This window comes from Paraburkholderia edwinii (assembly GCF_019428685.1).
GTDB lineage: Bacteria > Pseudomonadota > Gammaproteobacteria > Burkholderiales > Burkholderiaceae > Paraburkholderia > Paraburkholderia edwinii.
The window spans coordinates 4311066-4335012 of the sequence record NZ_CP080095.1 but is presented as its reverse complement, the minus strand read 5'-3'; the positions used below and the strand labels follow the sequence as shown (position 1 = coordinate 4335012).

General features: G+C 63.3%; 24 protein-coding genes and 1 pseudogene. 13 read left to right on the top strand and 12 right to left on the bottom strand.

The genetic code is table 11. The features are described from left to right. Nucleotides 1-240: 240 nt before the first annotated feature. The 3 genes from KZJ38_RS19240 to KZJ38_RS19230 all read left to right on the top strand — a co-directional run bounded on the left by KZJ38_RS19240 (nt 241) and on the right by KZJ38_RS19230 (nt 2464). Nucleotides 241-1074, top strand: a complete 834-nt coding sequence (locus KZJ38_RS19240) for a class I SAM-dependent methyltransferase (protein ID WP_219797758.1) — start codon at nt 241-243, stop codon at nt 1072-1074. A gap of 258 nt (nt 1075-1332) precedes the next feature. Then, on the top strand, nt 1333-1470 hold the full coding sequence (locus tag KZJ38_RS19235; protein WP_219797757.1) for a DUF3563 family protein: 138 nt from the start codon (nt 1333-1335) through the stop codon (nt 1468-1470). A gap of 130 nt (nt 1471-1600) precedes the next feature. Then, a complete protein-coding gene (locus tag KZJ38_RS19230; protein WP_246641806.1) occupies nt 1601-2464 on the top strand; it encodes an alpha/beta fold hydrolase in 864 nt (287 codons plus the stop codon). A 4-nt stretch (nt 2465-2468) separates the two neighbouring features. On the opposite strand, the gene KZJ38_RS19225 is transcribed toward KZJ38_RS19230, so the two are convergent. The 4 genes from KZJ38_RS19225 to KZJ38_RS19210 all read right to left on the bottom strand — a co-directional run bounded on the left by KZJ38_RS19225 (nt 2469) and on the right by KZJ38_RS19210 (nt 5718). Then, the gene (locus tag KZJ38_RS19225) at nt 2469-2966 is read right to left on the bottom strand and encodes a DUF805 domain-containing protein (protein WP_219797756.1); all 498 of its coding nucleotides are present in this window, start codon (nt 2964-2966) and stop codon (nt 2469-2471) included. A 152-nt stretch (nt 2967-3118) separates the two neighbouring features. Continuing rightward, a complete protein-coding gene (locus KZJ38_RS19220; RefSeq protein ID WP_219797755.1) occupies nt 3119-3256 on the bottom strand; it encodes a DUF3563 domain-containing protein in 138 nt (45 codons plus the stop codon). A gap of 63 nt (nt 3257-3319) precedes the next feature. Next, complete coding sequence (locus KZJ38_RS19215; protein ID WP_219797754.1) at nt 3320-4333, bottom strand: hypothetical protein; 1014 nt, start codon at nt 4331-4333, stop codon at nt 3320-3322. Further along, nucleotides 4330-5718 (bottom strand): ATP-grasp domain-containing protein, encoded by a 1389-nt coding sequence (locus KZJ38_RS19210; protein ID WP_219797753.1) that lies wholly within the window; start codon nt 5716-5718, stop codon nt 4330-4332. Before KZJ38_RS19210 ends, KZJ38_RS19215 begins: the two co-directional genes overlap by 4 nt. 113 nt (nt 5719-5831) lie before the next feature. Here KZJ38_RS19210 and KZJ38_RS19205 point away from each other — a divergent pair, with 113 nt between their 5' ends. Genes KZJ38_RS19205 through KZJ38_RS19195 form a run of 3 tightly spaced genes read left to right on the top strand, consistent with a single transcriptional unit; the run spans nt 5832 to nt 7650 of the window. Beyond that, nucleotides 5832-6065 (top strand): hypothetical protein, encoded by a 234-nt coding sequence (locus tag KZJ38_RS19205; RefSeq protein WP_219797752.1) that lies wholly within the window; start codon nt 5832-5834, stop codon nt 6063-6065. Next, nucleotides 6062-6949 carry a transcriptional activator NhaR gene (gene nhaR, locus KZJ38_RS19200; protein ID WP_219797751.1) on the top strand — a complete coding sequence of 296 codons (888 nt, stop codon included), beginning with the start codon at nt 6062-6064 and terminating at the stop codon, nt 6947-6949. Before KZJ38_RS19205 ends, nhaR begins: the two co-directional genes overlap by 4 nt. A gap of 56 nt (nt 6950-7005) precedes the next feature. Then, a complete protein-coding gene (locus tag KZJ38_RS19195; RefSeq protein WP_219797750.1) occupies nt 7006-7650 on the top strand; it encodes a glutathione S-transferase family protein in 645 nt (214 codons plus the stop codon). Between the two features lie 81 nt (nt 7651-7731). Here the strand turns inward: KZJ38_RS19195 and KZJ38_RS19190 are convergent, their stop codons facing one another. Beyond that, entirely contained in the window at nt 7732-8247 is a 516-nt protein-coding gene (locus tag KZJ38_RS19190) for an inorganic phosphate transporter (RefSeq protein WP_219797749.1), read from the bottom strand. A gap of 91 nt (nt 8248-8338) precedes the next feature. Next, a pseudogene (locus KZJ38_RS37185) lies at nt 8339-8449 on the bottom strand (hypothetical protein); the annotation flags it as partial. A gap of 391 nt (nt 8450-8840) precedes the next feature. Between KZJ38_RS37185 and KZJ38_RS19180 the strand changes: the two are divergent. The 5 genes from KZJ38_RS19180 to KZJ38_RS19160 all read left to right on the top strand — a co-directional run bounded on the left by KZJ38_RS19180 (nt 8841) and on the right by KZJ38_RS19160 (nt 14012). Then, nucleotides 8841-10175 (top strand): MFS transporter, encoded by a 1335-nt coding sequence (locus tag KZJ38_RS19180; RefSeq protein WP_219797748.1) that lies wholly within the window; start codon nt 8841-8843, stop codon nt 10173-10175. Between the two features lie 92 nt (nt 10176-10267). Continuing rightward, nucleotides 10268-11281 (top strand): alpha/beta fold hydrolase, encoded by a 1014-nt coding sequence (locus KZJ38_RS19175; RefSeq protein WP_219797747.1) that lies wholly within the window; start codon nt 10268-10270, stop codon nt 11279-11281. A gap of 35 nt (nt 11282-11316) precedes the next feature. Next, on the top strand, nt 11317-12042 hold the full coding sequence (locus tag KZJ38_RS19170; protein ID WP_219797746.1) for a maleate cis-trans isomerase family protein: 726 nt from the start codon (nt 11317-11319) through the stop codon (nt 12040-12042). Nucleotides 12043-12199: 157 nt separating this feature from the next. Further along, entirely contained in the window at nt 12200-13084 is an 885-nt protein-coding gene (locus KZJ38_RS19165) for a LysR substrate-binding domain-containing protein (RefSeq protein WP_219797745.1), read from the top strand. Between the two features lie 196 nt (nt 13085-13280). After that, nucleotides 13281-14012, top strand: a complete 732-nt coding sequence (locus KZJ38_RS19160; protein ID WP_219797744.1) for a DUF2278 family protein — start codon at nt 13281-13283, stop codon at nt 14010-14012. A gap of 94 nt (nt 14013-14106) precedes the next feature. Here the strand turns inward: KZJ38_RS19160 and KZJ38_RS19155 are convergent, their stop codons facing one another. From KZJ38_RS19155 to KZJ38_RS19140, 4 genes are read right to left on the bottom strand one after another with little or no spacing between them, the layout of a single operon-like run. Next, a complete protein-coding gene (locus tag KZJ38_RS19155) occupies nt 14107-15669 on the bottom strand; it encodes a UbiD family decarboxylase (protein ID WP_219797743.1) in 1563 nt (520 codons plus the stop codon). Continuing rightward, nucleotides 15666-16424 carry an enoyl-CoA hydratase/isomerase family protein gene (locus KZJ38_RS19150; protein WP_219797742.1) on the bottom strand — a complete coding sequence of 253 codons (759 nt, stop codon included), beginning with the start codon at nt 16422-16424 and terminating at the stop codon, nt 15666-15668. Before KZJ38_RS19150 ends, KZJ38_RS19155 begins: the two co-directional genes overlap by 4 nt. Next, nucleotides 16421-18841: a xanthine dehydrogenase family protein molybdopterin-binding subunit gene (locus KZJ38_RS19145; protein WP_219797741.1), complete on the bottom strand. Its 2421-nt coding sequence runs from the start codon at nt 18839-18841 to the stop codon at nt 16421-16423. Before KZJ38_RS19145 ends, KZJ38_RS19150 begins: the two co-directional genes overlap by 4 nt. Then, on the bottom strand, nt 18838-20214 hold the full coding sequence (locus tag KZJ38_RS19140; RefSeq protein ID WP_219797740.1) for an MFS transporter: 1377 nt from the start codon (nt 20212-20214) through the stop codon (nt 18838-18840). The genes KZJ38_RS19145 and KZJ38_RS19140 overlap by 4 nt, the downstream gene beginning before the upstream one ends. A 371-nt stretch (nt 20215-20585) precedes the next feature. On the opposite strand from KZJ38_RS19140, the gene KZJ38_RS19135 reads away from it, so the two are divergent. Beyond that, nucleotides 20586-21368 (top strand): class II aldolase/adducin family protein, encoded by a 783-nt coding sequence (locus tag KZJ38_RS19135; protein WP_219797739.1) that lies wholly within the window; start codon nt 20586-20588, stop codon nt 21366-21368. Between the two features lie 3 nt (nt 21369-21371). Then, complete coding sequence (locus KZJ38_RS19130; protein ID WP_219797738.1) at nt 21372-22091, top strand: dienelactone hydrolase family protein; 720 nt, start codon at nt 21372-21374, stop codon at nt 22089-22091. Nucleotides 22092-22221: 130 nt separating this feature from the next. On the opposite strand, the gene KZJ38_RS19125 is transcribed toward KZJ38_RS19130, so the two are convergent. Then, nucleotides 22222-23022: an FAD binding domain-containing protein gene (locus KZJ38_RS19125; protein WP_219797737.1), complete on the bottom strand. Its 801-nt coding sequence runs from the start codon at nt 23020-23022 to the stop codon at nt 22222-22224. A gap of 12 nt (nt 23023-23034) precedes the next feature. Beyond that, on the bottom strand, nt 23035-23529 hold the full coding sequence (locus KZJ38_RS19120) for a (2Fe-2S)-binding protein (RefSeq protein WP_219797736.1): 495 nt from the start codon (nt 23527-23529) through the stop codon (nt 23035-23037). Nucleotides 23530-23947: the final 418 nt, after the last annotated feature.

Sequence of the window (23947 nt, the reverse complement as noted above, 5' to 3'; positions counted from 1 at the left end):
CGCGCAAAACATCTGGAGGCCCGGTCATATCTCAAAACGACCGGCTTGCCGATACTTCCACTCACGCGAATCCGAGAATCAGCCAGCCCCGAAGAGCTCTCGCGTTTTCCGGGTTTGGTTGTGCGCTTTGCCCGATCGCCGCGCGGGCGCGCTAGCACCATCAATTTGCGGCGCAATCCGGTGTAGTGCATCCACGCATCTGTGCATTGCTGCACCGCCACCGTCATTCAGGAGCGTTTCATGTCCGCTGTTGATTCCGCTGTCGCATCCGTCGCTGACCTGGCCGCCGTCAAGGCTCGCCAACAGGTGGCCTGGTCGACAGGCGACTACGCTGTCGTTGGCACCACGCTGCAGATCGTCGGAGAAAACCTCTGCGAAGCGCTCGACGTGCGCGCCGGCAGCCGCGTGCTCGACGTCGCCGCCGGTAACGGCAATGCGACGCTAGCCGCGGCGCGGCGCGGGTGCGAGGTCACGTCGACCGACTACGTGCCCTCGCTGCTCGATGCGGGCCGTGCGCGTGCACAGGCAGAAGGACTCGCCGTGCAGTTCGAAGAAGCAGACGCCGAAGCGCTGCCCTATGCGGACGCTTCATTCGACACCGTGATGTCGACCTTCGGCGTGATGTTCACGCCCAACCAGGAAAAAGCGGCGGCCGAACTCGCGCGCGTTTGCAAGCCGGGCGGACGGATCGGCCTTGCCAACTGGACCCCGGAGAGTTTCATCGGGCAGGTGTTCCGGACCATCGGCAAATACATTCCACCACCGGCAGGCGTGAAGTCGCCGGCGCTCTGGGGCACGAAAGCGCGCCTCGAAGAACTGTTTGAAGGCCGTGCGCGGACCATCGCTACGATCAACCGCTATTTCGTGTTCCGCTATCGATCGCCGGCCCATTTCATCGAGGTCTTCCGCACGTTCTATGGGCCGATGAACAAGGCCTTCGCCGCACTCGAAGGCGAACGGCAGGGGGCATTCGTCGCCGATCTGATGACACTGATCGAGAGCCGGAACCGCTCGAACGACGCGACGCTGGTTTTGCCGAGCGAGTATCTCGAAGTCGTGGTGGAACGACGGTAAATGTAACGGGAGGGCACGTTGCCCCGCCGCCAGGCTTCGGCCGGCACCGGCAGTCGTCGACGTACATGAATGACGCTGCGCATGTGTTTGCCGAAGCCCAACTTCAAACCTGTGATCTGTTGGAGGCGCGACGACGTTTCACCCGGCCGGCATCGTTATGGATGGCTAACGAGCCCGCCCGACATGGCTTGACGCAAGATGGCATGGACTCTGCGAGTAACGGCGTTCACGCCGATACTCGATTGACCGGAGGACATCATGCTTATCTTCCTGTTTTTTGTGTTTAGAAAGGCTTTATTGCACGCCGAACACAATCGCCGCGACGCGTACCTCGCATCCGCGGTCGACATGGGCGACCTCGAACGCCGTATGCGTTCGGCTCAATTCGACGGATGAGGTAACAACGCAGCGTGTCCGCTATCGACCGGTCCAAGCGTCGACGCGCGTGCATGACGTCGCTGCCTTCGCAGCACAACCCGCCACTGTCCAGCAGCGCCGCGCCCAAATGATGAAGTCCATGAACGACATGAATAGCACTGCCGCATCGAACGCCTTCTCATCTGCAACGCCAGTGATCGCGCTGCATTGTTCCGGTTCGGGAGCCACTCAATGGCGAAAGCTCGGCGAGGCGCTTGGTTCGCGCCATGCGCTCGTCGCGCCCGAGCATTACGGCTGCGAAAGCACGGGACCATGGAGCGGCGAGCGCGCATTCACGCTCGCCGACGAAGCTGCGAGGACGGTCAGCATCATCGACGCTTCCTGCTCGAAGGTCCATCTCGTCGGTCACTCGTATGGTGGGGGCGTAGCGTTGCGTGCCGCGCTCGAGCGGCCGCAGCGGATCGCGAGTCTGACGCTGTACGAGCCGTCGGCGTTTCATTTGCTCAAGACGATGGGCTCGTACGGAGCCCATGGGCTCGCGGAAATCTTTGCGATCTCGAAGCGCACCGCCGATGGCGTGAGTTGCGGCGACTATCGCGGCGCGGCGGCTTCGTTCGTCGATTACTGGGGCGGTCCGGGCGCATGGCAAGCGCTGCGGCCCCATGTGCAAGCGGCGCTGACGCGCTGGGCTCCGAAAGCGCCGCTCGATTTTCGTGCCTTGCTCGACGAGCGGACACCCGCCAATGCGTATGCCGCTTTGCGTGTGCCGGCACTGATCCTGCGCGGACAGCACGCACCGGCTCCAACGCGGGCGATCGCCGAGCGCTTGCCGATGCTGCTGCCGGCGGCGCGTCTTGCGGTGGTTGAGGGCGCAGGGCACATGGGGCCCGTCACGCATGCCGACGAAGTCAACGCGGCCATCGTGCGGCATATCGCCGAGACCGATCGCGGCTTGTTTCGCGCACAAAAAGAAAGCGTGGAAGATGCGGTCGGGTCGCTTTCGCGGATCTAGGGACCTAGAAACCGCCGGTCACCATTAAATGGCGCGTATGCAGATAAGTCATCAGCGCCCACCGGCAAACCGCCAGCGCCACGACACACGCAACGAGCGCCAGCACCGTCCTCGCGAAGCCGGACGGCGCGGGAGCCGGGCCGAAGTCGTTCGCGTGACGCGGACCGGACAGAAAGCAGAGGATCGGCAGCACGATCACGCCGAACGGCGGAATCGACAGCACCTTGACGGACCAGGCGGGAAAGCTCAGATCTCTTAGGCGCCGCGACGACGCGCTATAGAACAGCGCCGCGAACGCCGCGCTGAGCAGCGATACGACCAGATTCAAATCGGCGAGACCGATGCGGCCCGGGGCGGCGAACTCGAGGCAGGCAAGCGCGGTAAGCAGCGACCATACGATCACGCCAAGCGACATCACGAGCAGGTAACTGCCCGCACCCAGACGGCGATTCGCGACGACCGCGTCGGCCTGGAACCTGCACGCTGCGAGAATCTTCGACATCACCGTTGCCCCTTGCTGGTTTGGGTGAACGCTTCACGTTGGTAAAGATGGATGTCGAGGTTAACGGCAGCTGCCGCGGAAAGTTTAGGGATGCGGAGCGCATCGTGGTGTCGATGCGCTCCATCTGTCGAATGAAGCGAAGCCGCGCCGCTTCAGCTCGTCGTCTCGAGATGGACCATCCGGCGCTCGATTTCGGCGAGGTCTTTGGCCATCGCGACGTATTCCTCGCGGCGATCCTTGTCGGCCTGTTCGATCCACTCGGTCAGTTTGGTCAGAAGGTAGGCAACCATCGCAGTCTCCAGTGTGTTTTGAGTCGGTGATCGAAATCGTACGGCGCGACAATGAGCACAAAGTTAGGGCGCGGATACGCGCACAGGCGCGGACGTGGGCCGCGTCGTGAGCTTGCGCCGTCCGGCGAACACATCGAAAAGCAGCGCTCCCGCGACGATCAGGGTGCCCGCCAGCGTGACCGGTTGCCAGTCATAAGCCGGTGACAGCATCGACAGCATGAACGACAGTACCGGCTGTAGCGCCATGCAGATCATCAGCGTCAACCCGTCGGTCTTTCGCACCGCGAACTGCAGCAGCAACAGAGGCAGCATCACGCCGATCGCGGCGACCGCGACGATTGTCAGCGCGTCCGCCGGGGCGGGAAGCGCGAGACCAGCCACGCTACCCGCGCTGCCCGCGGTGCCAGCGCTAACAATGCCGCCTTCGAACCACACCCACGCTAACGCCACCGCAATCGTCAGATAGAACCGGTGCGCGAGGATCGATGACGGCCGCCAGCCGTTGTCGGCGAGCCGGCGAAACGAGCCGATGATCAGCGTCGACGCGGCGCCCGCGATGGCGGCCGCGATCAACGCGAATATGGTGTTCCACGATGCCGCCGCCGCACGTTCCAGTTCAACCGGCACAAGCAGCGCGCATCCGCCGACGATGCCCGCGCAGACGACCAGCTTTACCGCACCCGGCCGGCCCCCGGATCGTGGTTCGGCTGTTGCCCGTACCTCGGATGCCTGGCCGCTCGTCGCCCGCGCGCGTCTTTGCCATGCCGCTGCCACAACGGCAACCAGCACCGCAACGCCAATCTCAATCGCACCGACCGCGGCCGGCGACAGATGCTTCAACGCGAAGAAGAAGCAGATAAATGCCACCGCAGTCCACACGTTGACCGACACGATTGCCGCGCGCGAGCCGGCCGGCAGCCGGCCGCGCGCGACCACGAGGAACACGCCCGCGACGACGCAAAAACTGATCAGCAGAAATTGCGCGGGCGCGATCGCGGCGAGGAAGGTGCCGTACATGACCTTGCCGGTCGATTGCAGCAACACGGCAAGGAACGACAGCGCATGGGCGGAGCTCATGGCGCACTATCCGATTCGGTTGCGAATGCAACTTTCGGCTGCGGCGGCATTTGCGGCTGCATTGGGGTCGGGTTTTCGAGCCATTCAGCGGCCGTTTCGGGCGTGGCTTCCAGCACAGGTTCAGGCACGATCGCATACAGCGCATGAGCGGCTTCCCACGCGCGAAACTGTGCGATGTCCATGCGGATCTGCATCGGATCGTCGTGGATCAGATAGACCACGCCGCCGCAAAACAGCGAATCGGAACTGCGCCAGACGCGCGCACCCGATTCAAGCGGCCGGTAGTGCGCATGAAACGACGGCAGTTTCGCGAGCCTGTGCAGCCCATCCGTCGATGCAACGCGGCCGCCTTCGCCGAACACAAAGAACACTTTCGCGAAGTGGCGCCGGCGCTCGTATATCTCGCGCACCGTGGGCTCGTCGCCAGGCCGTGCGACCAGCTGGTCCGCGAAACAGCTCGCCTGGGTCGGCAGTCCCGCTACCGCATACGATGGCGCATCCATCATGCCGCCCATCAGCCGCGCGCCCGATTCGATCAGTGCCGGTCCTACTTCGGTGAGCCGCAGTTCGCTGTGCGCCGGGCCGTTTTCGATGCCGAGCGCCGTGATCGCGCGCTTCGTATAGTCGAACAACGCCTCGATTTTCGGTGCGCTGGGGTCGAGCAGCGTCATCGAGCACATTGCGTTCGATGCGCCGCGCACGTTGCGATAGTCGACATGCCACGCGTCGGTCACGCGATGCGCGCCATTTTCGCTCACCGTGTTCACGATGTACTGCGGCCCTTCGAGATACGACTGGATCACGAGGCTATCGTTGAAGCCGCCGAGCAGATTGTCGCGATACAGCGCCGCATGCACCGCGCGGTTGATGTCGGTATGGTCATAGCAGATCACGACACCATCGGAACCCGCGCTCAGCAACGGCTTCACGACCACGGGCCACTTCCCATGATTGCGCGCCCACGCATGCGCTTCATCCGCTGACGTGATGCGTGTCTGCTGCGCGGCGCGCAATCGATGCGCATGCAACTGGTTGATCATGTCGAACTTGTTGCGCCGCGCACTGAGCATTTCGATGCGGTTGGTCGGCAGGCCGAGCGCATGCGCGAGTGTTTCTGCGTACATCACACCCCACTCGGAGCCCGCGACGACCGCGTCGAAACGCACGGACGGCAGCCGCACGAGCGCTTCCCTTACCGTGCCGAGATAGCCGAGATTGGCCGCGTACGGTGTCGCGTCGAAGCATGGAGCCGCGAGCTTCGGAACCTGCTGCGTCGAGCGCAGATGCACGCAGATTGCGCCGCGCTGGTTCAGTTCGCGCACGAGTTCACGCCCGGTCGAGTAGCCGTCGACGATCAGGATCAGTTTGCCCTTTACGCTTGCCATGATGAAGTCTCCTTGACATTTCCTGCATGAGAACCGCGATAGGCGCGGCTCAAGAGATAAGGTCGCTTCCGTTCACATGGCATTGAAGCCTTTGCCTCACTTCGCGGTGTTCGATGCGAAGAACGAAAGCCCGTGTCAGCAATGTAGAGGGCAAGGCACAGGTTCGAATATTCGAAAAAACAGTGCGAAGCGAAGAAAAAACAGGACGACGCGGCGGCTGCAATCCACGCGGAAACGAGGCAGCACGCGGCTTTGACGGCCAGCAAGCGGTGCTAATTCGCGACTCATTCTTCGCCGATACGATCCGCAGCATCGACACATCGACGAAGCTCGGGTGGATCGTATGAACTACAAGCACCTCTATTACCTGTGGATGGCCGCGAAGCACGGCGGCATTGCGGGCGCATCCGAGCGGCTGCATCTGACACCGCAGACGGTGAGCAGCCAGATCAAGCTGCTTGAAGACCGCGTCGGTTGCGCGTTGCTGCGGCGGCGCGGGCGGCTCGTCGAGCTGACCGATGCCGGGCGCGTGGCCGCCGACTATGCGGCGAAGATCTTCGCGCTCGGCGCGGAACTCGAACGCGAGTTGCGCGCGCCGCGCCGCGGCGACGACGTGCTGCGCGTCGGCGTTGCCGATTCGATTCACAAGACGATTGCGTGCCGGCTGATCGAGCCGGCGGTGTCGTCGCATGCGGGCTTGCGTGTCGTGTGTCGCGAGGGTAATCAGGCGTCGCTCGTCGGCGCGCTTGCCGAGCATCGGCTCGATGTCGTGCTCTGCGATGCGCCATTGCACGATGAAGGCCCGCCGCGTGCGCGCAGCGACAAGCTCGGTTCGACCGGCATGTCGGTCTTCGCAACGCCCGCATTGGCCGAACCGTTCCGCGATGCCGCGTTTCCCGCATGCCTCGCGCATATGCCGATGTTGCTGCCCGGCGCGGACAGCGTGCTGAAAGCACGCTTCGATGCATGGCTCGATTCGAATGGGCTCGCGCCGCCGATCGTCGGCGAATTCGACGATGGCGCATTGATGGTCGCGTTCGCGGGAGAGGGCAAGGGCGCGATTGTTGCGCCGTCGGTGCTTGAAGCGTCGTTGCGCACGCAATATGCGCTGCTGCCGGTTGGGCGAATCGACGAAGTGCGCCACGATTTCTACGCCATTTCGCTTGACGGACGTGGCAAACATCCGGCTGTCGGCGAGATTACACGCGCGGGAAGGCAACTCGAGTTTTGAAACTGCGCGCGTCTGCGTGGATAATCGCAGGCTCCAACGACGACGGAGCCTTAACGATGCAGCTTTACGGAAGACGCAGCTCGATCAACGTGCAGAAAGTGGTCTGGTGTCTCGCGGAACTAGGTCTTGCCGAAGGGCGCGACTATCAGCGCATCGATGCGGGGCTCGAGTTCGGCGTCAACAACACGCCCGACTATCTCGCGATGAACCCGAACGGCCTGGTACCCACGCTCGTCGATGGCGAACGCGTGGTGTGGGAGTCGAATACGATCTTGCGCTACGTCGCCGCGACGCGTGCGGGTGGCCATGCACTGTATCCGGCCGATGCGGGCGAGCGCTCCGAAGTGGAGCGCTGGATGGACTGGCAGCTCGGCACCTTGTGGGCGACGTTACGTGTCACGTTCCTCGGGTTGACGCGCACGCCGGAGCCGCAGCGCGACTACGACGCGATTCGCGGTGCGTTCAGGGATACGGCGCGATTGCTGCGCGTGCTTGATGGCCACCTTGAGCAACGTGCGTTTATCGTGCTCGATCGCTTCACGATCGCGGATATCGTCGTCGCACTGGCGGCGCACCGCTTCACCATGCTTGCTGAGCGCTTTGCCGAAGTGCTCGGTGCGGAGCCCGAGATGCCTTCCGTCATGCGTTGGCTTGCGCAAGCGAGAAGCCGTGAGGGCTTTTCGCTCGCGGTCGCGGCATAGCGACGAAACGGCGAACGCTTCGCCATTCAATATCTAAGCGCAAGGTCGAAGCACCGAGGTCTTGCAAACCGCGCGCGGCGGTCAGTCGAGGAGATAGAACAACCCGCCCGCGAGCACGATCGTGACGGGCAGCGTGACGAGCCAGGTCATGCAGATCCGCACCAGCATGCCCGTCTGAACGCCTTGCCCGCTTGCCGCCATCGTGCCCGCGATGCCCGACGTGAAGATGTGCGTCGTGCTGACGGGCAAGCCGGTGAAGCCCGCGGTGCCGATCAGCACGGACCCGATAAGCTCGGCGCTCGCGCCTTGCCCAGGCGTCATGGATTGACGCCCGAGCCGCTCGCCGAGCGTGCGGACCACGCGCCGGTACCCGACCATGGTGCCGGCGCCGAGGCAGATCGCGCTCAGGATGCGGACCCACCACGGCGCGTATTCGACGGGCGCGCTCATCGACTTGAGCAGGTCCGCGGCCTGTTTGCGTTGCGCCGCAGGCACGCTTTTCTGCTGGCTCACGTATTTCATCTCCGAGACGATGTCGTACACATAGCCGCGCAATTGCGACCTCGCGGCGCGTTCGCCGTCCCGCGCGGGACGCATCGGGCGGCGTCAGTACATCGGGCGGAAGAATTTCGACGAGCGCATACGCGACCGAAATGCCGCCGACCAGCACGCCGATCAGGTTCATTACGCCGGACCACACCACGGCGGGCACGGGCTCAAGCGAATGGGTATAAATCACCGTCGCGACCGCATTCGACGAATCGTGAAAGCCGTTACTCGCCTCGAAGGCGAGCACCATGATCAGGCAAACCACCAGCATCACGATAACGACCGGCGACGACGGAGCAAGATGAGCAAGCATCGGGACTTTCCGAAAAAAGGACGGTGAGGGGCATCGTCCGCAGTGCCAACCGCGTGCCCGAGTGCATGAATTTTTTGTGAATGAAGCTGCCGTTACTGGCCGCACGGGGCCTTTGGGCCTGGCGGAGTACGCAACGCATGTCTAAAGGGACGACGCGCACCGCGAAGACACGCGGCTTACGATCGACAAAAACTTCACGAAAGCGCGACGAAAAGTCGATGGCGGCGGGGAAGTGAATTTCCTATCCTTGCGATTCAACAATCGAACCATACAGCGGAGACGCGTCGCGTAATCTCAATACCGCGGCGCCACGAGGAGACCACCGTCCATGCGGCAGCTTGCGCACGCGTCCATCGAGACGCGCACCATCGCCCGAATCTCGGGACGCATCGTCCCGTTTCTTGTCCTTGCGTTCTTTGTGTCGTTTATCGACCGTGTCAATGTTGGCTTCGCCGCATTGCAGATGAACCGTCAGCTCGGCTTTTCCGCGACCGTATTCGGCTGGGGCGTCGGCGCGTTTTTCGTTTCGCTGTGCCTGTGCGAGGTGCCGGCGAACATGCTGATGGCGAAGGTCGGTGCGCGCCGCTGGATCTGCCGGATCATGATCAGCTGGGGGCTCGTGTCGGGCGCGACCGCGTTCGTGACCGGCGTGAAGTCGTTCCTGCTGCTGCGCTTTCTGCTCGGCGTGGCCGAAGCCGGGTTCTTTCCGGGCGTTATCCTTTATCTCGGTACCTGGTTTCCGCGCGGCAACCGTGCGCATGTGCTGAGCCTGTTTCTGATGGCGATGCCGCTCGCGAACTTTATCGGCTCGCCGATCTCGGGCGCGCTGCTCGGCCTCGATGGCTTGCTCGGCCTGCACGGCTGGCAGTGGCTTTTTATCATCGAAGCGGTACCTGCCGTGTTGATGGGCGTGCTGTGTCTGTTCGTGCTGCCCGACAACCCCGCGAAAGCGCGCTGGCTCGCAGAGGACGAACGCCGCTGGCTTAACGAACGTCTTGCCGCCGAACGCAGCAGCGCGCCGGCCACGGTCGAAGCGCATTCGATCTGGCAGGTGCTGCGCAACCCGCGCGTGCTCGGCCTCGCGGTGGTCTATGCGGGCTCGGTCGGCTGCAACTACGCGCTCAGCTATTGGCAGCCGCAGATCATCAAGGCGTTCGGCCTGACCAACTTCCAGACGGGGCTGATCAACGCGATTCCGTTCGGTCTTGCCACAGCAGCAATGATTATCTGGGCGCGCCGCTCGGACCGTAGCCGCGAGCGCTTCTGGCATACGGCGGTGCCGCTCGCGGTGTCGGCGGTGGGCCTGCTTGCTTGCATGTTCCTCACAACGCTCGCGCCGACCGTGATCGCGCTGACCGTCGCGCTCGCGGGCTGCTATGCGGTCAAGGCGCCGATGTTCGCGCTGTGCGCGGAATCGCTGTCCGAGAACGCAGCCGCCGCCGGCATCGGACAGGTCTGCGCGATCGGCAACGTGGCGGGCTTTATCTGCCCGACGCTGATCGGCTGGATTCGCGACCTGACCGGCAGCTTCCGCATGGGCCTGCTGCCGATGGTCGTGCTCGCGCTGCTCGGCATGGTCGTGACGCTTGCGCTCAAGCGCCGCCATCCGCTGCCACCGGGTTCGGCGGGTTCGCCCGACCGCCGCCTGCAAGAGGCGCGCTGACGTTTCAACCGCGTTTCAACCGCATTCGAACCGCGAACCGGCGTTTCAACCGCGTTTCAACCGGGTTTTAACCGATACCGACGATGACCACGATGGACACCATCCAATTCCACGAAGAACCGGCTGAGGCCGCGCACCACATCGCCGTCTGCGGGGCGCACGATCGCGGCCGATCCGGCGAGCTCTTCTGCATCGAGGACGACTACACGGACGGCTGGCGTACGCCCGACACCGTGCTGCTGCTGCACGGCATCGCGGAACGCGCCGAGACGTGGCGCGCGTGGGTGCCGCAGCTGGCGCGCCGCTACCGCGTGCTGCGCCCGGACCTGCGCGGCTTCGGGCGGTCGAGTGCGCTGCCGGCGGGTTTTACGATCGCCGATTGGGCCGACGACATCGTCCAGATGGTCGACACACTGGAACGTCCGCGCGTGCATCTCGTCGCGACCAAGCTCGGCGCGCTGATCGCCTTCGAACTCGCGCAGCGGCAGCCGCAATGGGTCGCATCGATGACGCTGGCGGGCATGCTGCCGTCGCCGAACCAGGCGCTCGGGCCGTGGATCAACGACTGGCTTGCGATGGTCGAGGGCGACAGCAGCGGCGAGGCCAAAGCGAAGGCAAACGGCAAGCTCAAAGGCAACGGCAAAGATACGGGTAGAGACAAGCTCGGCGGCGTCGAGCGCTGGGCGCACGAAACCATGCCGGGCCGCATGGGCAGCGCGCTTTCCCCGGCCGCAATGCAGTGGTGGACGCGCGCGATGGCGACCGCGCCGGCCGCGAGCGTCGCGGCGTGCTTCCGTCTGCTGCCGGGCATCGATGGCCCAAGCTATCCCGAACACGTGCAGTGTCCGACGCTTTTTATCGCGGCAGGCGCGCCCGTTGCTGCGGGTAAGTCGAGCTACGACCAGCGGCCGGCCGCGGCGGATCTGCAGCGGCTGCGCGAGCGCGTAGCGGGATCGTCGTGGGTCGAGGTGCCGGCCGATTCGTACCACATTGCCGCGACGCATCCGGACGACTGCGCGCGCGAAGCGCTTGCGTTTATCGAACGCGTCGATGAAGCGCACGCGGCCGCCGGGGCGCTGGCGGTCGCGACTGAAGTCGCGAGTTAGGCCACGGGCCAGATTGATCACTACGGGGGTGATGCATGAAAGGATGGAGAGCGCGCATCGGGTTCCTGGTGCCACCGGGCAACCCGACGGTCGAGCCCGAAATGTTCGAAATGGCGCCGCGCGGCGTGTCGGTGCATTTCACGCGAATGACCGCGCACGGCGCGGCCGGCACGCACGACGGCCAGGACGAGCGCAACCGGAGCCAGATCGAAAGCGTCGACGCCTGCCTCGAACTGCTTGCGATGGTGTCGCCGAATGTCGTCGTGATGGCGCACACGGCGACGAGCTATACGCTCGGACGCGAAGCCGAAGCGGCGCTGACCGCACGTATCGAACAGCAATTCGGGTTTCGCTTTATCACCGCGTTCGGTTCGGTGATGGCGGCCGTCGCGAAACTCGGCGTCAAACGCATTGCATACGCGACGCCGTATAACGAAGCGACGACGCTGCAAGGCGTCGCGCATCTGCGCGAACACAATATCGATGTGGTCAGCCACGGCCGCCTCGACAACGTGCGCAATATCTACGAAGAGAACGACGAGCGGGCCTATAGCGTTGCGCGGCAGGTCGATCACCAGAACGCGGAAGCGATCTTTCTCAGCGGTGTCGGCATGCCGACGCTCGGCGCGCTCGAATGCCTCGAACGCGATCTCGGCAAGCCGGTTATTTCCGCGGCGTCCGCGATGATGTGGCACGCGTTGCGCGTGAGCGGCATCGGCGAAGCGGTCGACGGCTACGGTCAGTTGCTGCGCGAGCGCTGAGCGCAAAGACAGCCGCCATACGTTAAGCGAGGCGCTTATTCCGACGCGATACCAGAGCAGCGAGACCGAAGCAGCGGCAGGCGGCGGCACAGCCCCGCGCGGGTGCTGCGGTAAAGTAGCGGCGTTCCAGATCGAAAGTGAAAGGAGAGCCGCAGCGATGCATCGCCTGCCCCCGCTCAATGCCTTGCGGGCATTCGAGGCCGTCGCGCGCCAGGGCACGCTCACGCGTGCGGCCGAAGAACTGCATGTCACGCCGACGGCGGTGAGCCGGCATATCCGCAATCTCGAAGAGTCGCTGAACGTGCGGCTGTTCGATCGCGAAGGCGGCCAGTTGCTGCTTACGTCGCACGGCAAGACCTATGCGCGCACGCTGGCGCGCGCGTTCGAAATGATGGGCGAGGCAACCGATCTGTTGTCGCAAGCGTCGGCGCGCACGCAGATCACGCTGCGCGCGTTCACGACGCTGCTCGTGCGCTGGATGATTCCGCGCCTGCCCGATTTTCAGCTTAAGCATCCCGAGGTCGATCTGCGTCTGACCACCGCCTTCGATGCGGTCGACTTCGAGCGCGACAAGGTCGATCTCGGCGTGCGCTACGGACAAGGCCAGTGGCCCGGCCTGCATGCGACGCGGCTCTTTTCCGACGAACTCGTCGCAGTCGGCAACACGGCGATGCGCGATCGCTTCGCGGACCGGCCGCTCGCGGAAGCGCTCGAAGCGTCGACGCTGCTCGTGCATACGCTGCATCTCGACGACTGGCCCGACTGGTTCGAAGCAGCGGGACTGGAGGAGGTCGTCGCGCAGAATCGGCAGCCGTTCGACGACATGTCGCTGATCTATCAAAGCGCACTCGACGGCATCGGCGTCGGCATGATGCAGCGCCGTTATCTGACGCGCGACCTCGCCGAAGGACGATTGCATCTGCTCGCGCCGGCCGTGCTGCGCCGCGAACGCGGGTTTTATCTCGTGTGCCGGCGGGAAACGGCGTCGAATCCGGCGGTGCAGTCGTTTATCAAATGGATCGAGGACCGGCGCGACGATTGATTGCGCGACGATTAACCGCGCTTACAACCCGCATTCGCAGCATAGATTTCCTTGCATCGCCAGCAGCGCAACGATTGGTTACGCTTGCGAGCGTACGTCACCTGTGTGTCATCAAGTACCGTTCGCGGCCCGCATAGAATGGGTTCCCATCGCTGACATTGTCGATATTCGCGATGAACTCACCGAGGCCCGATTCATGAACGAATACTGTGTGTTCAAGGGAACGCTGCTGCGCGCCGCGCCTTTCAAGGATTCTTACCCGGGCAGCCCGCACTATGTGATTACCGTGGCGGGCAGTGACAACAAGCCATTCAATATCGTCGTGAACTCCGCATCGACGGAACCGGGCGAAGACGGCGATGACGATGTCTATTTCTACGCCGACCTCAATTTCGACGATCCGCTTACGGCCAAACTCGAAGCACTCGGCTTAGGGCTGCACACGAGCGGGTTTCCGCGGCTCGATTACTGGCAGGACCGCAGCCTGCTCGATCTAAGCCGCATGCGCCCCGTTCCGTACAAGGACGAAAACGGCAATCGCGCGGACGTCAATGACATCATCGACGAGATGCTGACGATCGACGAAAGCCGTCCCTCGCAGAAGCTGCCGTATGACAACGGCAGCGGCAAGCTGCAACAGCGCGACTTCTGGGAGCCGACGGCAAAGAACGTCGTGGTCTACGGGTTTGGCTTTCTGTTTCTGCCCAAACAGGATGGCCTGCACGAAACGCACATGAACCAGGGCAATCCGAAGGGCAGGCACTTCAAGGAGAACGGCGCGTTTCAGGACGGCGCCGTGATCGTTCAGCGCGATAACGGTTTTGCAGCTGCTTTCACGGCGTTTCAGACGCAACGGCTGCCGACTGACGCAAAGGGCAATCCGACGAAAGACGCGCGGCCGTTGCCGGAGTTTATCCGGGCGCAGTGAGTAGTGGGTGCGTCGTAGTGCGTGAGTCGCGATGAAAGGGCGGCGCCGTCATTTCATATGCCGCTGCCCTTTCACATCGCTGCCGTGGTCGCTTCTACTTCTTCTCGACGCGGCCTTCGAGTGCCCATTCGCCATCGCTGAGCCGGCAGATCACGCCTTCCTGCGTCAGCGTATCGATTTCAAGCGCGATTTCGCGGCCGTCCGTGCTGCCAAGTGCCGTCATCAGTTCCATAAAGAACATCGGCCGCGAGGCGAGCGCCTCGCGAACGCTGTTGAACTGCTTCGGCGCCGCGGATGCGTCGGCAAAGCGCGGCGCGAATGCACGCCGCGTCTCGACGGTTTCGGGCCGGCCATATGGCGCGGTCAGATCGAAGCCGACCTTCGCGATGCTGCCGTGGTCGCCCGTCGTCGGGTCCATATAGAACGGCGCGAAGCCTTCCAGCACGACGATGTCGCGATCGCTGCGAAAGCGCGTCGACATCGCCCATTCGACTTCTTCGTTCGAGAACACGTTGACGTCTTCGTCGACCACGTAGATGGTTTTGAGGCGCGGAATCGACGCGAGCGCGGAGATCGCGAGCCGCGCCTGGCCCGGCGTGCCGCGCTTGAGCGCGACGCGCGCGCTTTGACGTCCGTTGGTGCCCGGCACGGCGCACACCGCGGCGGGCTCGATATTCGCCGCGCGCAGCAGGCGCCACATCTGCAGCTCCGAATTGAGGCCGCCGAGATTCGCCGATTCAGTCCAGCTCAGATAACGGCCGCTATGACGCACCGTCTGGTGCAGCACGTCCTTGCGCATTGTGATCGCGGTGACGTGAAACACGGGGTCCATATGCACGGGGCCGTAGTAGCCGTAGAACTCGCCGTACGGACCTTCCTTCTCGCGATAGCCGAGCTCGTCGAAGTAGCCTTCGACAATCATCTCGGCGTCGGCCGGCGCAAGCACGCCGTTGGTCAGGCCGCGCACCATCGGCACGGACTCGCCGCGCAGCGTGCCGACGAGGCCGAATTCATCGACGGGAATACGCAAGCCGGCCGCCAGATAGTCGAGCGGATGCGAGCCGATCGCAAAGCTCGCTGGCAGCTTTTCGCCGCGCTCGACGCAGGCGAGATACACGCGCTTGAGGTCCGACGGCTGCGACAGATTCGCGCGCATCGTATTCCGGCTGCGAAACATCAGGCGCCGGCAGCCGACGTTGGTGCGGCCCGTCGCGGGGTCGACGCTATAGTCGATGCCCGACGAGATATACGGCGCGCCGTCGTATTCGTGCTGAAGGTGGAACGGCAGCTTCATCAGATCGATGTCGTCGCCGGTGATCACAACCTGATGCACCGGCGCGCTTGCCGACGATACTTCGACCACCTTCTGCGGATTCGCCATGCGCCGCGTGTACTCGTCGATCACCTTGCTTTCGTCGACGCCGAAGGCCATCGCGAGCCGTTTGCGGCTGCCCGATACGGCGGCGATCATCTCGAACTTCTCGTCGCCGACCTGTTTGAACAGCGACGCCTTCGCCGTTTCATCGACGCGCGCGCTCAGGTCCGCCAGCGAAACGGGGTCTTCGTGAATCGCGACTTCACCGGCTTCGATCAGCTTCTCGACGAAGCGTCGCAGACGGAATTTATCGAAGTCGAAGGGAGTATCGGGGTGGCTCATCGTTGGTCCTGGTTGGCTTGATCTTTCTGCTTGAGCATTTCGTTTGACGAATTGATCGTGGCGTGCAGGTTCTGCGCGTAATCCACCGCGCCGCGGATCGGCATGTCCGGCGCCGAGCGCAGATATTCCTTGGTGCCGACGAGTGCGGCGCGCGGCATGTTCAGCATCGATGCGGTCAGCGCGCTGCAGGCCGCATCGAGCGTCGCGTCGGGCGCGACTTCGCTGACGAGGCCATAGGCTTGCGCCGCCGCTGCGTCGATCTCGCGCGTCGAATAGACGAGGTACGCCAGTTCCTTGGCGGGCACGCGATCGATCAAGGCCGACATCACCATGGTCGGCAAGATGTTGTGGGCCATTTCGGGAATCTGGAACGTCGCCGTGCTTGCTGCGAGCGTGATGTCGCAGAGCCCCGCGATCGCGCAGCCGAAGCCGTGCGCGCGGCCGCGCACGACGCCGATTACCGGCACCGGTGTCGCGCGGAATGCGTCGTAGCAGCGGAAGATCACCTCGGTTTTGCGCCGCCGGTCGAGCGCCTGCGGCTGGACGCCGCTGCGCTTGCCCATCGACATGCGGCCGCTGCAGAAGTCGGCGCCGGCGCCGCGCAGCACGACGAGGTCGGCTTCGTCCGCTGCGCTGTCGAGCATGTCGGCCAGTTCGCGCGCCATTTCGTCGGACATGGCGTTGCCGTGCTCTTCGTTGTCGATCGTGAGTTCGAGGCAGCGTCCGTGTAACTGCCGAATGATTGTGCCGCTCATTGATTCGCTCCCGCCGGGCTGGCGTTGTTTTGTTGGCGCGCGTCCTGGATCGCTTGCCACACGCGTTCCGGTGTCGCCGGCATGTCGATATGGGTGACGCCGAATTCAGCGAGCGCGTCGACGATCGCGTTGATGACGCAGCCGAGCGCCGGCGTCGTGCCGCCTTCGCCGCCCGCGCGCACGCCGAGCGGATTGGTCGGCGACGGCGTCTCGCTGATCTCGGTGATGAAGTCGGGCAGATCGGACGCGCGCGGAATCTGGTAGTCCATAAACGAGCCGGACAGCAACTGGCCGCTGCCGTCTTCGTAGTAACAGCGCTCGTGCAGCGCCTGCCCGACGCCTTGCGCAATGCCGCCATGCGCCTGGCCATGCAGGATCAGCGGATTGATCGCTTGCCCGACGTCGTCGACGGCGATGTAATCGATCAGTTCGACCGTGCCCGTATCGGCATCGACTTCGACTTCGCAGACATGGCTGCCGAATGGATAGCCGGCGACCTGCACGGTTTCGTCGGATACGGCGGCGAGCGGGCCGCGTAGGTCGTCGGGCAGGGTGCTATCGGGGTTGGTCGCTGCAGCGGCAATGTCGAAGATATCGAAGGACTTGGACGCACCGTCGCTGCCGCTGCCGCTGCAGGTTGCCGTAAAGCGGCCGTTTTCGAAGCGCACGGCTTTCGCTTCTTCGTGATTGTCGAGTTCCAGCAAATGCGCGGCGATACGTTTCGACCTTGCGAGCAACGCTTCGCTTGCCTTGCCGATCACAATGCCTGCCAGTCGCATCGACCGGCCTGACTGTGAGCCGCCGCCGGCCGGCACGATGTCGGTGTCGCCCGTGATGATGCGCACCTGCTCGATCGGCACGTTGAACCATTCGGTGATCAACTGCGCAAAACTTGTTTCGTGTCCCTGACCGCTCGACAGCGTGCCGATCACCACCTCGACGGTTCCGCCCGGCTGAATCGTCACTTCGGCGCGCTCGCGCGGCATGCCCGAGGTGATCTCGACATAGTTCGCGACAGCGATGCCGCGATGCCTGCCACGCTGGCGCGCTTCCGCGCGGCGCTCCGCGAACGTCTGCCATTTGCCGAGCTCGAGCGCGCGTTCCATGGTGTGCGGATACGCGCCGCTGTCGTAGGTGAGGCCAAGCGGATTCGCGTACGGGAAACGATCGGGCTGAATCAGATTGCGCCGGCGCAGCTCGACGCGATCGAAGCCATGTTCGCGCGCGGCCATATCGATCAGCCGCTCCATGACGAACATCGCTTCGGGCCGGCCTGCACTGCGATACGAATTCGTCGATGGCGTGTTGCTGTTGACCGCGCGTCCGCGAAAATGTGCGCTCGGGATATCGTAGACGCTGCTCATCAGGCCGATGCCTTTCGTCAACGGTACGAACGACACTGTATGCGCGCCAACGTTGCTGAGGTTCGAGCCGCGCAGCGCGAGAAACTTGCCGTCTTTGTCGAGCGCGATTTCCGCATCGACGTAAAGGTCGCGCCCCTGGTAGTCGCTAAGAAACGCCTCCTGGCGCTCGCAGTTCCAGTGCACCGGGCGCCCGATGCGCCGCGACGCCCACGCAATCATCGCGAACTCGGGGTAGAACGCATTGCGCGTGCCGAAATTGCCGCCGACGTCGCGCGCGACCACGCGCACCATCGGTTCCTCGATGCCGAGGATGTGCGCGAGCTCGCGCTTCTGACGGACCACGTTGCCGCTGCCGGCGAACAGCGTATAGCGCTGCGTTTTCGGATCGTAGCTGGCGGCCGCGGCGCGCGGTTCCATCGGCACGCCGGTTAGCCGCTGAATCCACGTCCTGATTGAAGTCACATGGGCGGCGCGTGCGAAAGCGGCGTGGGTCGCTTCGGCGTCGCCGAGTTGCGCATCGAGCGCGACATTCGCGTGCTCGTCCCACACGCGCGGTGCGTCGGGTGCGGCCGCCGCGAGCGTGCCGGTGACTGCCGGCAGCGCCTCGTATTCGATAGTGACAAGCTCGGCCGCATCTTTCGCAATCTCCACCGTCTCGGCAACGACCACGGCTACGGCCTCGCCGACGAAGCGCGCGCGGTCGGGCGGCAGCGGCAGATGCGGCGAAACAAACTTCTCCGAGCCGTCGGTGTTGGTGAGCTTGACGTCCGCGTGATGCCCGAGCACGGGGCGGTGCGGCAGCGACTTGAGCCCATCGGCCTCGACGTCCTTGCCGGTCAGCACAGCGATCACGCCTTCCAGTTCGAGCGCCGCCGAGGCATCGATCGATACGATTTCCGCGTGCGCATGAGGAGAGCGAATGAAGTACGCGTGGGCCTGACCGGACAGATAGAAGTCGTTGCTGAAACAACCTTGTCCCTGGATCAGACGCAGGTCTTCGCGACGCGGCACCGGTTGACCGATGCCGTTATGAACGGATGGCGACTTGCTCAAGACAAACCCCGGCTGGTCTGGACACGCGCTTCCTGGCGCGTGCTCGGCGGTTGGCGGCTGCGCATCATCAGCAGCACGGCGACCATCGCGAACAGCATCGGCGCGGCTGCGCAGTAGAAGATCGTTGCGAGCGGCCAGTGGCGCGCGATCATCAGACCGCCGACAAACGGGCCGACTACCGACAACAGCCGCGCTACACCGAACGCCCAGCTCGAACCCGTTGCGCGGATTCGCGTCGGATACAGCGTGGCGGACAGCGCACCGAGCGTCATCTGCGAGCCGATTACGGCGAAGCCGCCCATAAAGATCGTGACCATCAGGCCGGCTTGCGACGTGCCTGCCTGGCTGATCATCGCGATACCAACACAGCCCAGCGCGAACACGGCGGCGAGCACCTTGTAGTAGCCGAACCGGTCGGCGAACAGCCCCATCAGCACGATGCCGATAAAGCCGCCGAATTGCAGCATCGTGGCGGTGCGCAGCGCTTGCGGCACCGGCAAGCCGGTTTGAATCACCAGCGTGGGCAGCCAGTTGTTCATGAAGTTCAGTACCACGAGATTCATGAAAAGACAGGTCCACAGCAGCAGCGTGATGCGCGTGCGGTTTTCGGTGAAGAGTTCGCGCACATGCGAGAACGCGTCGTTTTTGCCGGTGTCGCGGCCCGTGGTCAGCATCATGAAGCGCGCTTCGACGGGGAAGCTCAGCGACGGCGCGATCTTGCTCAGGATCGCCGCAATGCGCGCGTTGTCGTTGCGCAGGGTGAGAAAGCGGATCGATTCGGGCATCCACAGCATCAGCGCGATGCCGAGCAGCAGCGGCAACACGGCGCCGACATAGAACACCGAGGTCCAGCCGAACAGCGGCACCATATGCACGGACAGGAAGCCGCCCGATGCCGCGCCGACCGCGTAGCCGCAGGTCATCATCGTGACCATTTTCGCGCGGTGTCGAAGCGGCGCGTATTCGTTGCAAAGCACGACCACGAGCGGAATGACGGCGCCGAGCACGAGGCCGATGAAAAAGCGCAGCACCGTGAGCTCGTTAATGGAGGTGGCCTGCGCGAGCAGCAGGGAGAACAGCGCAAAGCACAGTACCGTGAAGAGCAGGGTTTTCACGCGGCCGAAGCGGTCGCCGAACGGACCGATCAGGATACTGCCGAGGCCGACGCCGAATACGCCGGCGCTGAACACCGGGCCGAGCGCGCCGGCGCTCAGATGCCACGCCGACTTCAGCGCGGGCGCCACATAGCCAATCATCTGGTTGTCGAAGCCGTCGAGCATCAGCGTGATCGCGCCGAGTATTGCAACGCGTATCTGCAACCAGCTGATTTTGTGAGTATCGATGATTTCGACGACGTTGATCGGTTCAGCCATGCCGTGTCTCCTTGCGCTGCACGGTTGCATGCGCTTTTATCGGCTCGTTTTCATATGCTGCAATGTTCGCTGATGGGTGGCTCGCCCGGCTTGCGCTTCTACGCGTCAGCCCATCAGCACCGCAGTCTACCTTGCGCCTTCAATTCGCTAAGCGAAATATGATGCGCATTGCGAATTTTAAAGTCGACGCGGTGGGACTGTCAATTAAAACGGGCCTTTCAGCGGTGACAGGCTGAGGTTCGCGGGGCTTTCGCCGGCTTTTGCAGGCTTTTTCAAGGGGCCGGCGGCATTCCGTTGACAGTCCAGTCGGCAACGCCGTACTATTTGCTGTGCGTTTTGATATTTGCTGTGCAAATTAACGGAGACGATTGATGAATGTGCTGGATGCGGCGATACAGGACCTTGTGATGGCCAATCACATCCTCGCCAACGAAAACATCGTGGATGCTTACGGTCATGTCAGTGTCCGGCATCCGGAGAATCCGCAGCGGTTCCTGCTGTCGTGTTCGCGCAGTCCGGAGTTCGTCGCGGCTGACGACATTCTCGAATTCGGCTTCGACGGCGAGCCGGTCGTGCCCGGCGGCAAGAAGCCGTATCTCGAGCGGTTTATTCACGCGGGCGTTTATGCGGCTCGGCCCGATGTCAACGCGGTCATTCATAGCCACGCGGCCGACGTGCTGCCGTTCACCATCAGCACGCGGCCGTTGCAGCCGGTGCTCAACACCGCGTCGGGCATCGGCGAGCACGTGCCGGTCTGGGACATTCGCGACCGTTTCGGCGACACGAACATCCTCGTGGAAAGCATCGAGCAAGCGGACGATCTCGCGAGCACGCTAGCCGGCAACAGCGTCACGCTGATGCGCGGACATGGCTTTACTGCCGTCGGCCGCACGCTGATCGAAGTGGTTAAGTCGGCAATCTATCTGCCGCTCAATGCGCGCGTGATGATGGCGGCGCTGAGCCTTGGCGGCGAGATCAAACCGCTCTCGCCGGGTGAAATCGCGATTCGCCATAAAACGCCGATTGATTCGCCGGCCTATACGCGCGCGTGGGAGTACTGGACCAATCGCGTCAAGCTGTCTCGCGTGGGCGCATGCAGTTGCTGCGGCGGCGAGCACGGCCAGCACGATACGGATAACGCGCGAGGGAAATAAGCGATGCAGAGGGAATGGATTGCGCTGCCGGACGGCCATGACTTCGGCATGCAGGCGTACCGCGTCGCTCCGGCAGGCGATACAGCGGCGCCGACTGTCATCGTGTTGCATGAAATCTTCGGCGTGAACGCGGCGATGCGCGATGTCGCCGACAGGCTGGCAAGCGAAGGTTTCGAGGTACTGATTCCGGATCTGTTCTGGCGTGTCGAGCCGCGCATTTCGCTCGGCTATGTCGAGCCGGACCGTGCGAGGGCAGGTGAACTCATGCGCGGTTACGACACCGATCTTGGGCTCGCCGATATTGGCCGGCTGGTGACGTGGCTTAAACAGCGTTCGGGCGAGCACCATCGAGTTGCCGCGATCGGTTTTTGTATCGGCGGCAAACTCGCGACGCTGCTGGGCGCGAGGGGCGAGATCGACGGCGGCGTGTCGTTCTACGGCGTGCAACTGAGCGATTACGTCGACGAGATTGCAAAAGCGAAGTCGCGTCTGCTGCTGCATTTTGGCGGACAGGATGCGCAAATCCCCGTGACGCTCGTCGAGCGGATCGAAGCGGCGTCGCGGCCTAACCCGCGCGTCGATGTGCGCCTTTATCCTGAAGCAAAGCACGGCTTCTTTAATCCGTCACGCACTGATAGACATCACGCGGAAGCTGCTTCAGAAGCAGACACGCGGACCCTGGTGATGTTGCGTGAAGTGTTGGGTTTGCCTGCGGCGAACTGATTGGTCAGCCGCGCGGTGCGGAGCGGCACTGTATGGCGCCGCATCGTGCCGTGCGGCGCCGTATGAAAGCGAATCGCTATTCAAGGTGATTCGTTGCAGCCGCCTTTAAAGGCGGCCACGAAGTCACCTCTCAAGCGCTTGCTGCAATATCGACCGCACGCCGCGCAATCACTCCAACCAGATGCGCACGATATGCAGCGCCCGCGTGAATGTCGCTGTTCATCAAGTCGACCGGCGTCTCGATGCCATCGAGTGCTGAGGAGCTAAACGACCGCTCGAGCGCTTGCTCGAACGCGCGATGACGAAACACGCCGTCCTGCCCGGCGCCGGTCACGGCCAAACGCACACCCGCGGCCGTCTTCGCCACGAACACGCCAACCATTGCATAGCGCGATGCGGGGTTCGGAAATTTCACATACGCGGCACGCTCGGCAATCGGCAACCTGACTTCCGTGATCAACTCGCCCGGCTCGAGCGCGGTGGTGAACATCCCCTGAAAATAATCGTCGGCTGCGATATCGCGCCGATCGGTTCTGATCGTCGCACCGAGCGCGAGCGCGGCTGACGGATAGCACGCGGAAGGATCGTTATTGGCGAGCGAACCGCCGATCGTGCCGCGGTACCGCACCTGACGGTCGCCGATATGGCCCGCAAGCCAGGTGAGCGCTGGAATCGCCTGCTGGACGATGGGCGACGCCGCTACCACGCCATGCGGCGTCATCGCGCCGATCACGAGCGTGTCGTCTTCGCGGCGGATCGAGGCCAGCCCCAGGCCGCTCAAATCCACCACCACAGACGGCTGACCGAAGCGCTGCTTCAACACGGGGATATACGTCATGCCGCCCGCGAGCGCTTTGGCCGCGTCGTCGTCCGTTAGCGTTCTGACCGCATCCTCAATGGCGGAGGGCTTCACATATTCGAAGTCGTACATCTGAGCCTCCCGCTATTGCGCAGCCGGCACCGCATCGGCCTGCATCAGCGGCCACGCGGCCTCGATCGCACGCACGATGTTGTGATAGCCGGTACAGCGGCACAGATTGCCTTCCATCGCATGACGGATCTGCTCGGACGTGAGCCCTTCCGGATGCGTTTCGACGAGGTTGATCGCGCTCATCATCATGCCCGGCGTGCAGTAGCCGCACTGCAGCGCGTGGTGCTGGCGAAACATTTCCTGCATCGGATGCAGCGTGCCGTCCGCCGCAGTCAGCCCTTCGATGGTTCTGACCGTGGCGCCATCGGCCTGAACGGCAAGGAACGTGCACGACTTGACCGAGTTGCCGTCCACCTCCACGACGCAGCAGCCGCACTGGCTCGTATCGCAACCGACATGCGTGCCGGTCAGGCCCAGCTTGTCGCGCAGCAGTTCGACCAGCAGGGTTCTGCCTTCCACCTCAGCCGACGATGGCTGCCCGTTCACCGTTAGCGTAATTCGACGCATGTGTGCTCCTCCAGAGGGCGGCGTCATGCAGCAACCGCGGACCAGGCGCGATTGCCGCCTTGCGCCGCTTTAATTTGCAAAGCGGATAACAAAACGCATAGCAAATAGTAGTGGTTCGCGGATGCGACTGTCAATCAGCGCGCAAGGAGCGCGCCTCGAGCGTCGTCGACCCGCGCCGCAACGAGTTGACAACACAGTCGCCCGACCATAAACTGTTTGCGAATCGATATTCGCATTGCGAATAATGCAGCGAATAAACACGAGGACGGACGGAGACAGAGCGATCGAATCGGCGGTGCTCTCACGATGTTTTTTCATTTAGTAAGGATCGCAAAGTGCGCGGGGCCTGAGCCCATTGCGCGGGACGCGAAGCCGATGCAATCAAAAAATCAAATTCACATGACAGCCAAACCAGACT

What these genes read in the sequence shown, in the direction of transcription:
- KZJ38_RS19240 (WP_219797758.1), top strand. Translation starts at nt 241, where the DNA reads ATGTCCGCTGTTGATTCCGCTGTCGCATCCGTCGCTGACCTGGCCGCC.
- KZJ38_RS19235 (WP_219797757.1), top strand. Translation starts at nt 1,333, where the DNA reads ATGCTTATCTTCCTGTTTTTTGTGTTTAGAAAGGCTTTATTGCACGCC.
- KZJ38_RS19230 (WP_246641806.1), top strand. Translation starts at nt 1,601, where the DNA reads ATGAATAGCACTGCCGCATCGAACGCCTTCTCATCTGCAACGCCAGTG.
- KZJ38_RS19225 (WP_219797756.1), bottom strand. Translation starts at nt 2,966, where the DNA reads ATGTCGAAGATTCTCGCAGCGTGCAGGTTCCAGGCCGACGCGGTCGTC.
- KZJ38_RS19220 (WP_219797755.1), bottom strand. Translation starts at nt 3,256, where the DNA reads ATGGTTGCCTACCTTCTGACCAAACTGACCGAGTGGATCGAACAGGCC.
- KZJ38_RS19215 (WP_219797754.1), bottom strand. Translation starts at nt 4,333, where the DNA reads ATGAGCTCCGCCCATGCGCTGTCGTTCCTTGCCGTGTTGCTGCAATCG.
- KZJ38_RS19210 (WP_219797753.1), bottom strand. Translation starts at nt 5,718, where the DNA reads ATGGCAAGCGTAAAGGGCAAACTGATCCTGATCGTCGACGGCTACTCG.
- KZJ38_RS19205 (WP_219797752.1), top strand. Translation starts at nt 5,832, where the DNA reads ATGCGAAGAACGAAAGCCCGTGTCAGCAATGTAGAGGGCAAGGCACAG.
- nhaR (WP_219797751.1), top strand. Translation starts at nt 6,062, where the DNA reads ATGAACTACAAGCACCTCTATTACCTGTGGATGGCCGCGAAGCACGGC.
- KZJ38_RS19195 (WP_219797750.1), top strand. Translation starts at nt 7,006, where the DNA reads ATGCAGCTTTACGGAAGACGCAGCTCGATCAACGTGCAGAAAGTGGTC.
- KZJ38_RS19190 (WP_219797749.1), bottom strand. Translation starts at nt 8,247, where the DNA reads ATGCGTCCCGCGCGGGACGGCGAACGCGCCGCGAGGTCGCAATTGCGC.
- KZJ38_RS19180 (WP_219797748.1), top strand. Translation starts at nt 8,841, where the DNA reads ATGCGGCAGCTTGCGCACGCGTCCATCGAGACGCGCACCATCGCCCGA.
- KZJ38_RS19175 (WP_219797747.1), top strand. Translation starts at nt 10,268, where the DNA reads ATGGACACCATCCAATTCCACGAAGAACCGGCTGAGGCCGCGCACCAC.
- KZJ38_RS19170 (WP_219797746.1), top strand. Translation starts at nt 11,317, where the DNA reads ATGAAAGGATGGAGAGCGCGCATCGGGTTCCTGGTGCCACCGGGCAAC.
- KZJ38_RS19165 (WP_219797745.1), top strand. Translation starts at nt 12,200, where the DNA reads ATGCATCGCCTGCCCCCGCTCAATGCCTTGCGGGCATTCGAGGCCGTC.
- KZJ38_RS19160 (WP_219797744.1), top strand. Translation starts at nt 13,281, where the DNA reads ATGAACGAATACTGTGTGTTCAAGGGAACGCTGCTGCGCGCCGCGCCT.
- KZJ38_RS19155 (WP_219797743.1), bottom strand. Translation starts at nt 15,669, where the DNA reads ATGAGCCACCCCGATACTCCCTTCGACTTCGATAAATTCCGTCTGCGA.
- KZJ38_RS19150 (WP_219797742.1), bottom strand. Translation starts at nt 16,424, where the DNA reads ATGAGCGGCACAATCATTCGGCAGTTACACGGACGCTGCCTCGAACTC.
- KZJ38_RS19140 (WP_219797740.1), bottom strand. Translation starts at nt 20,214, where the DNA reads ATGGCTGAACCGATCAACGTCGTCGAAATCATCGATACTCACAAAATC.
- KZJ38_RS19135 (WP_219797739.1), top strand. Translation starts at nt 20,586, where the DNA reads ATGAATGTGCTGGATGCGGCGATACAGGACCTTGTGATGGCCAATCAC.
- KZJ38_RS19130 (WP_219797738.1), top strand. Translation starts at nt 21,372, where the DNA reads ATGCAGAGGGAATGGATTGCGCTGCCGGACGGCCATGACTTCGGCATG.
- KZJ38_RS19125 (WP_219797737.1), bottom strand. Translation starts at nt 23,022, where the DNA reads ATGTACGACTTCGAATATGTGAAGCCCTCCGCCATTGAGGATGCGGTC.
- KZJ38_RS19120 (WP_219797736.1), bottom strand. Translation starts at nt 23,529, where the DNA reads ATGCGTCGAATTACGCTAACGGTGAACGGGCAGCCATCGTCGGCTGAG.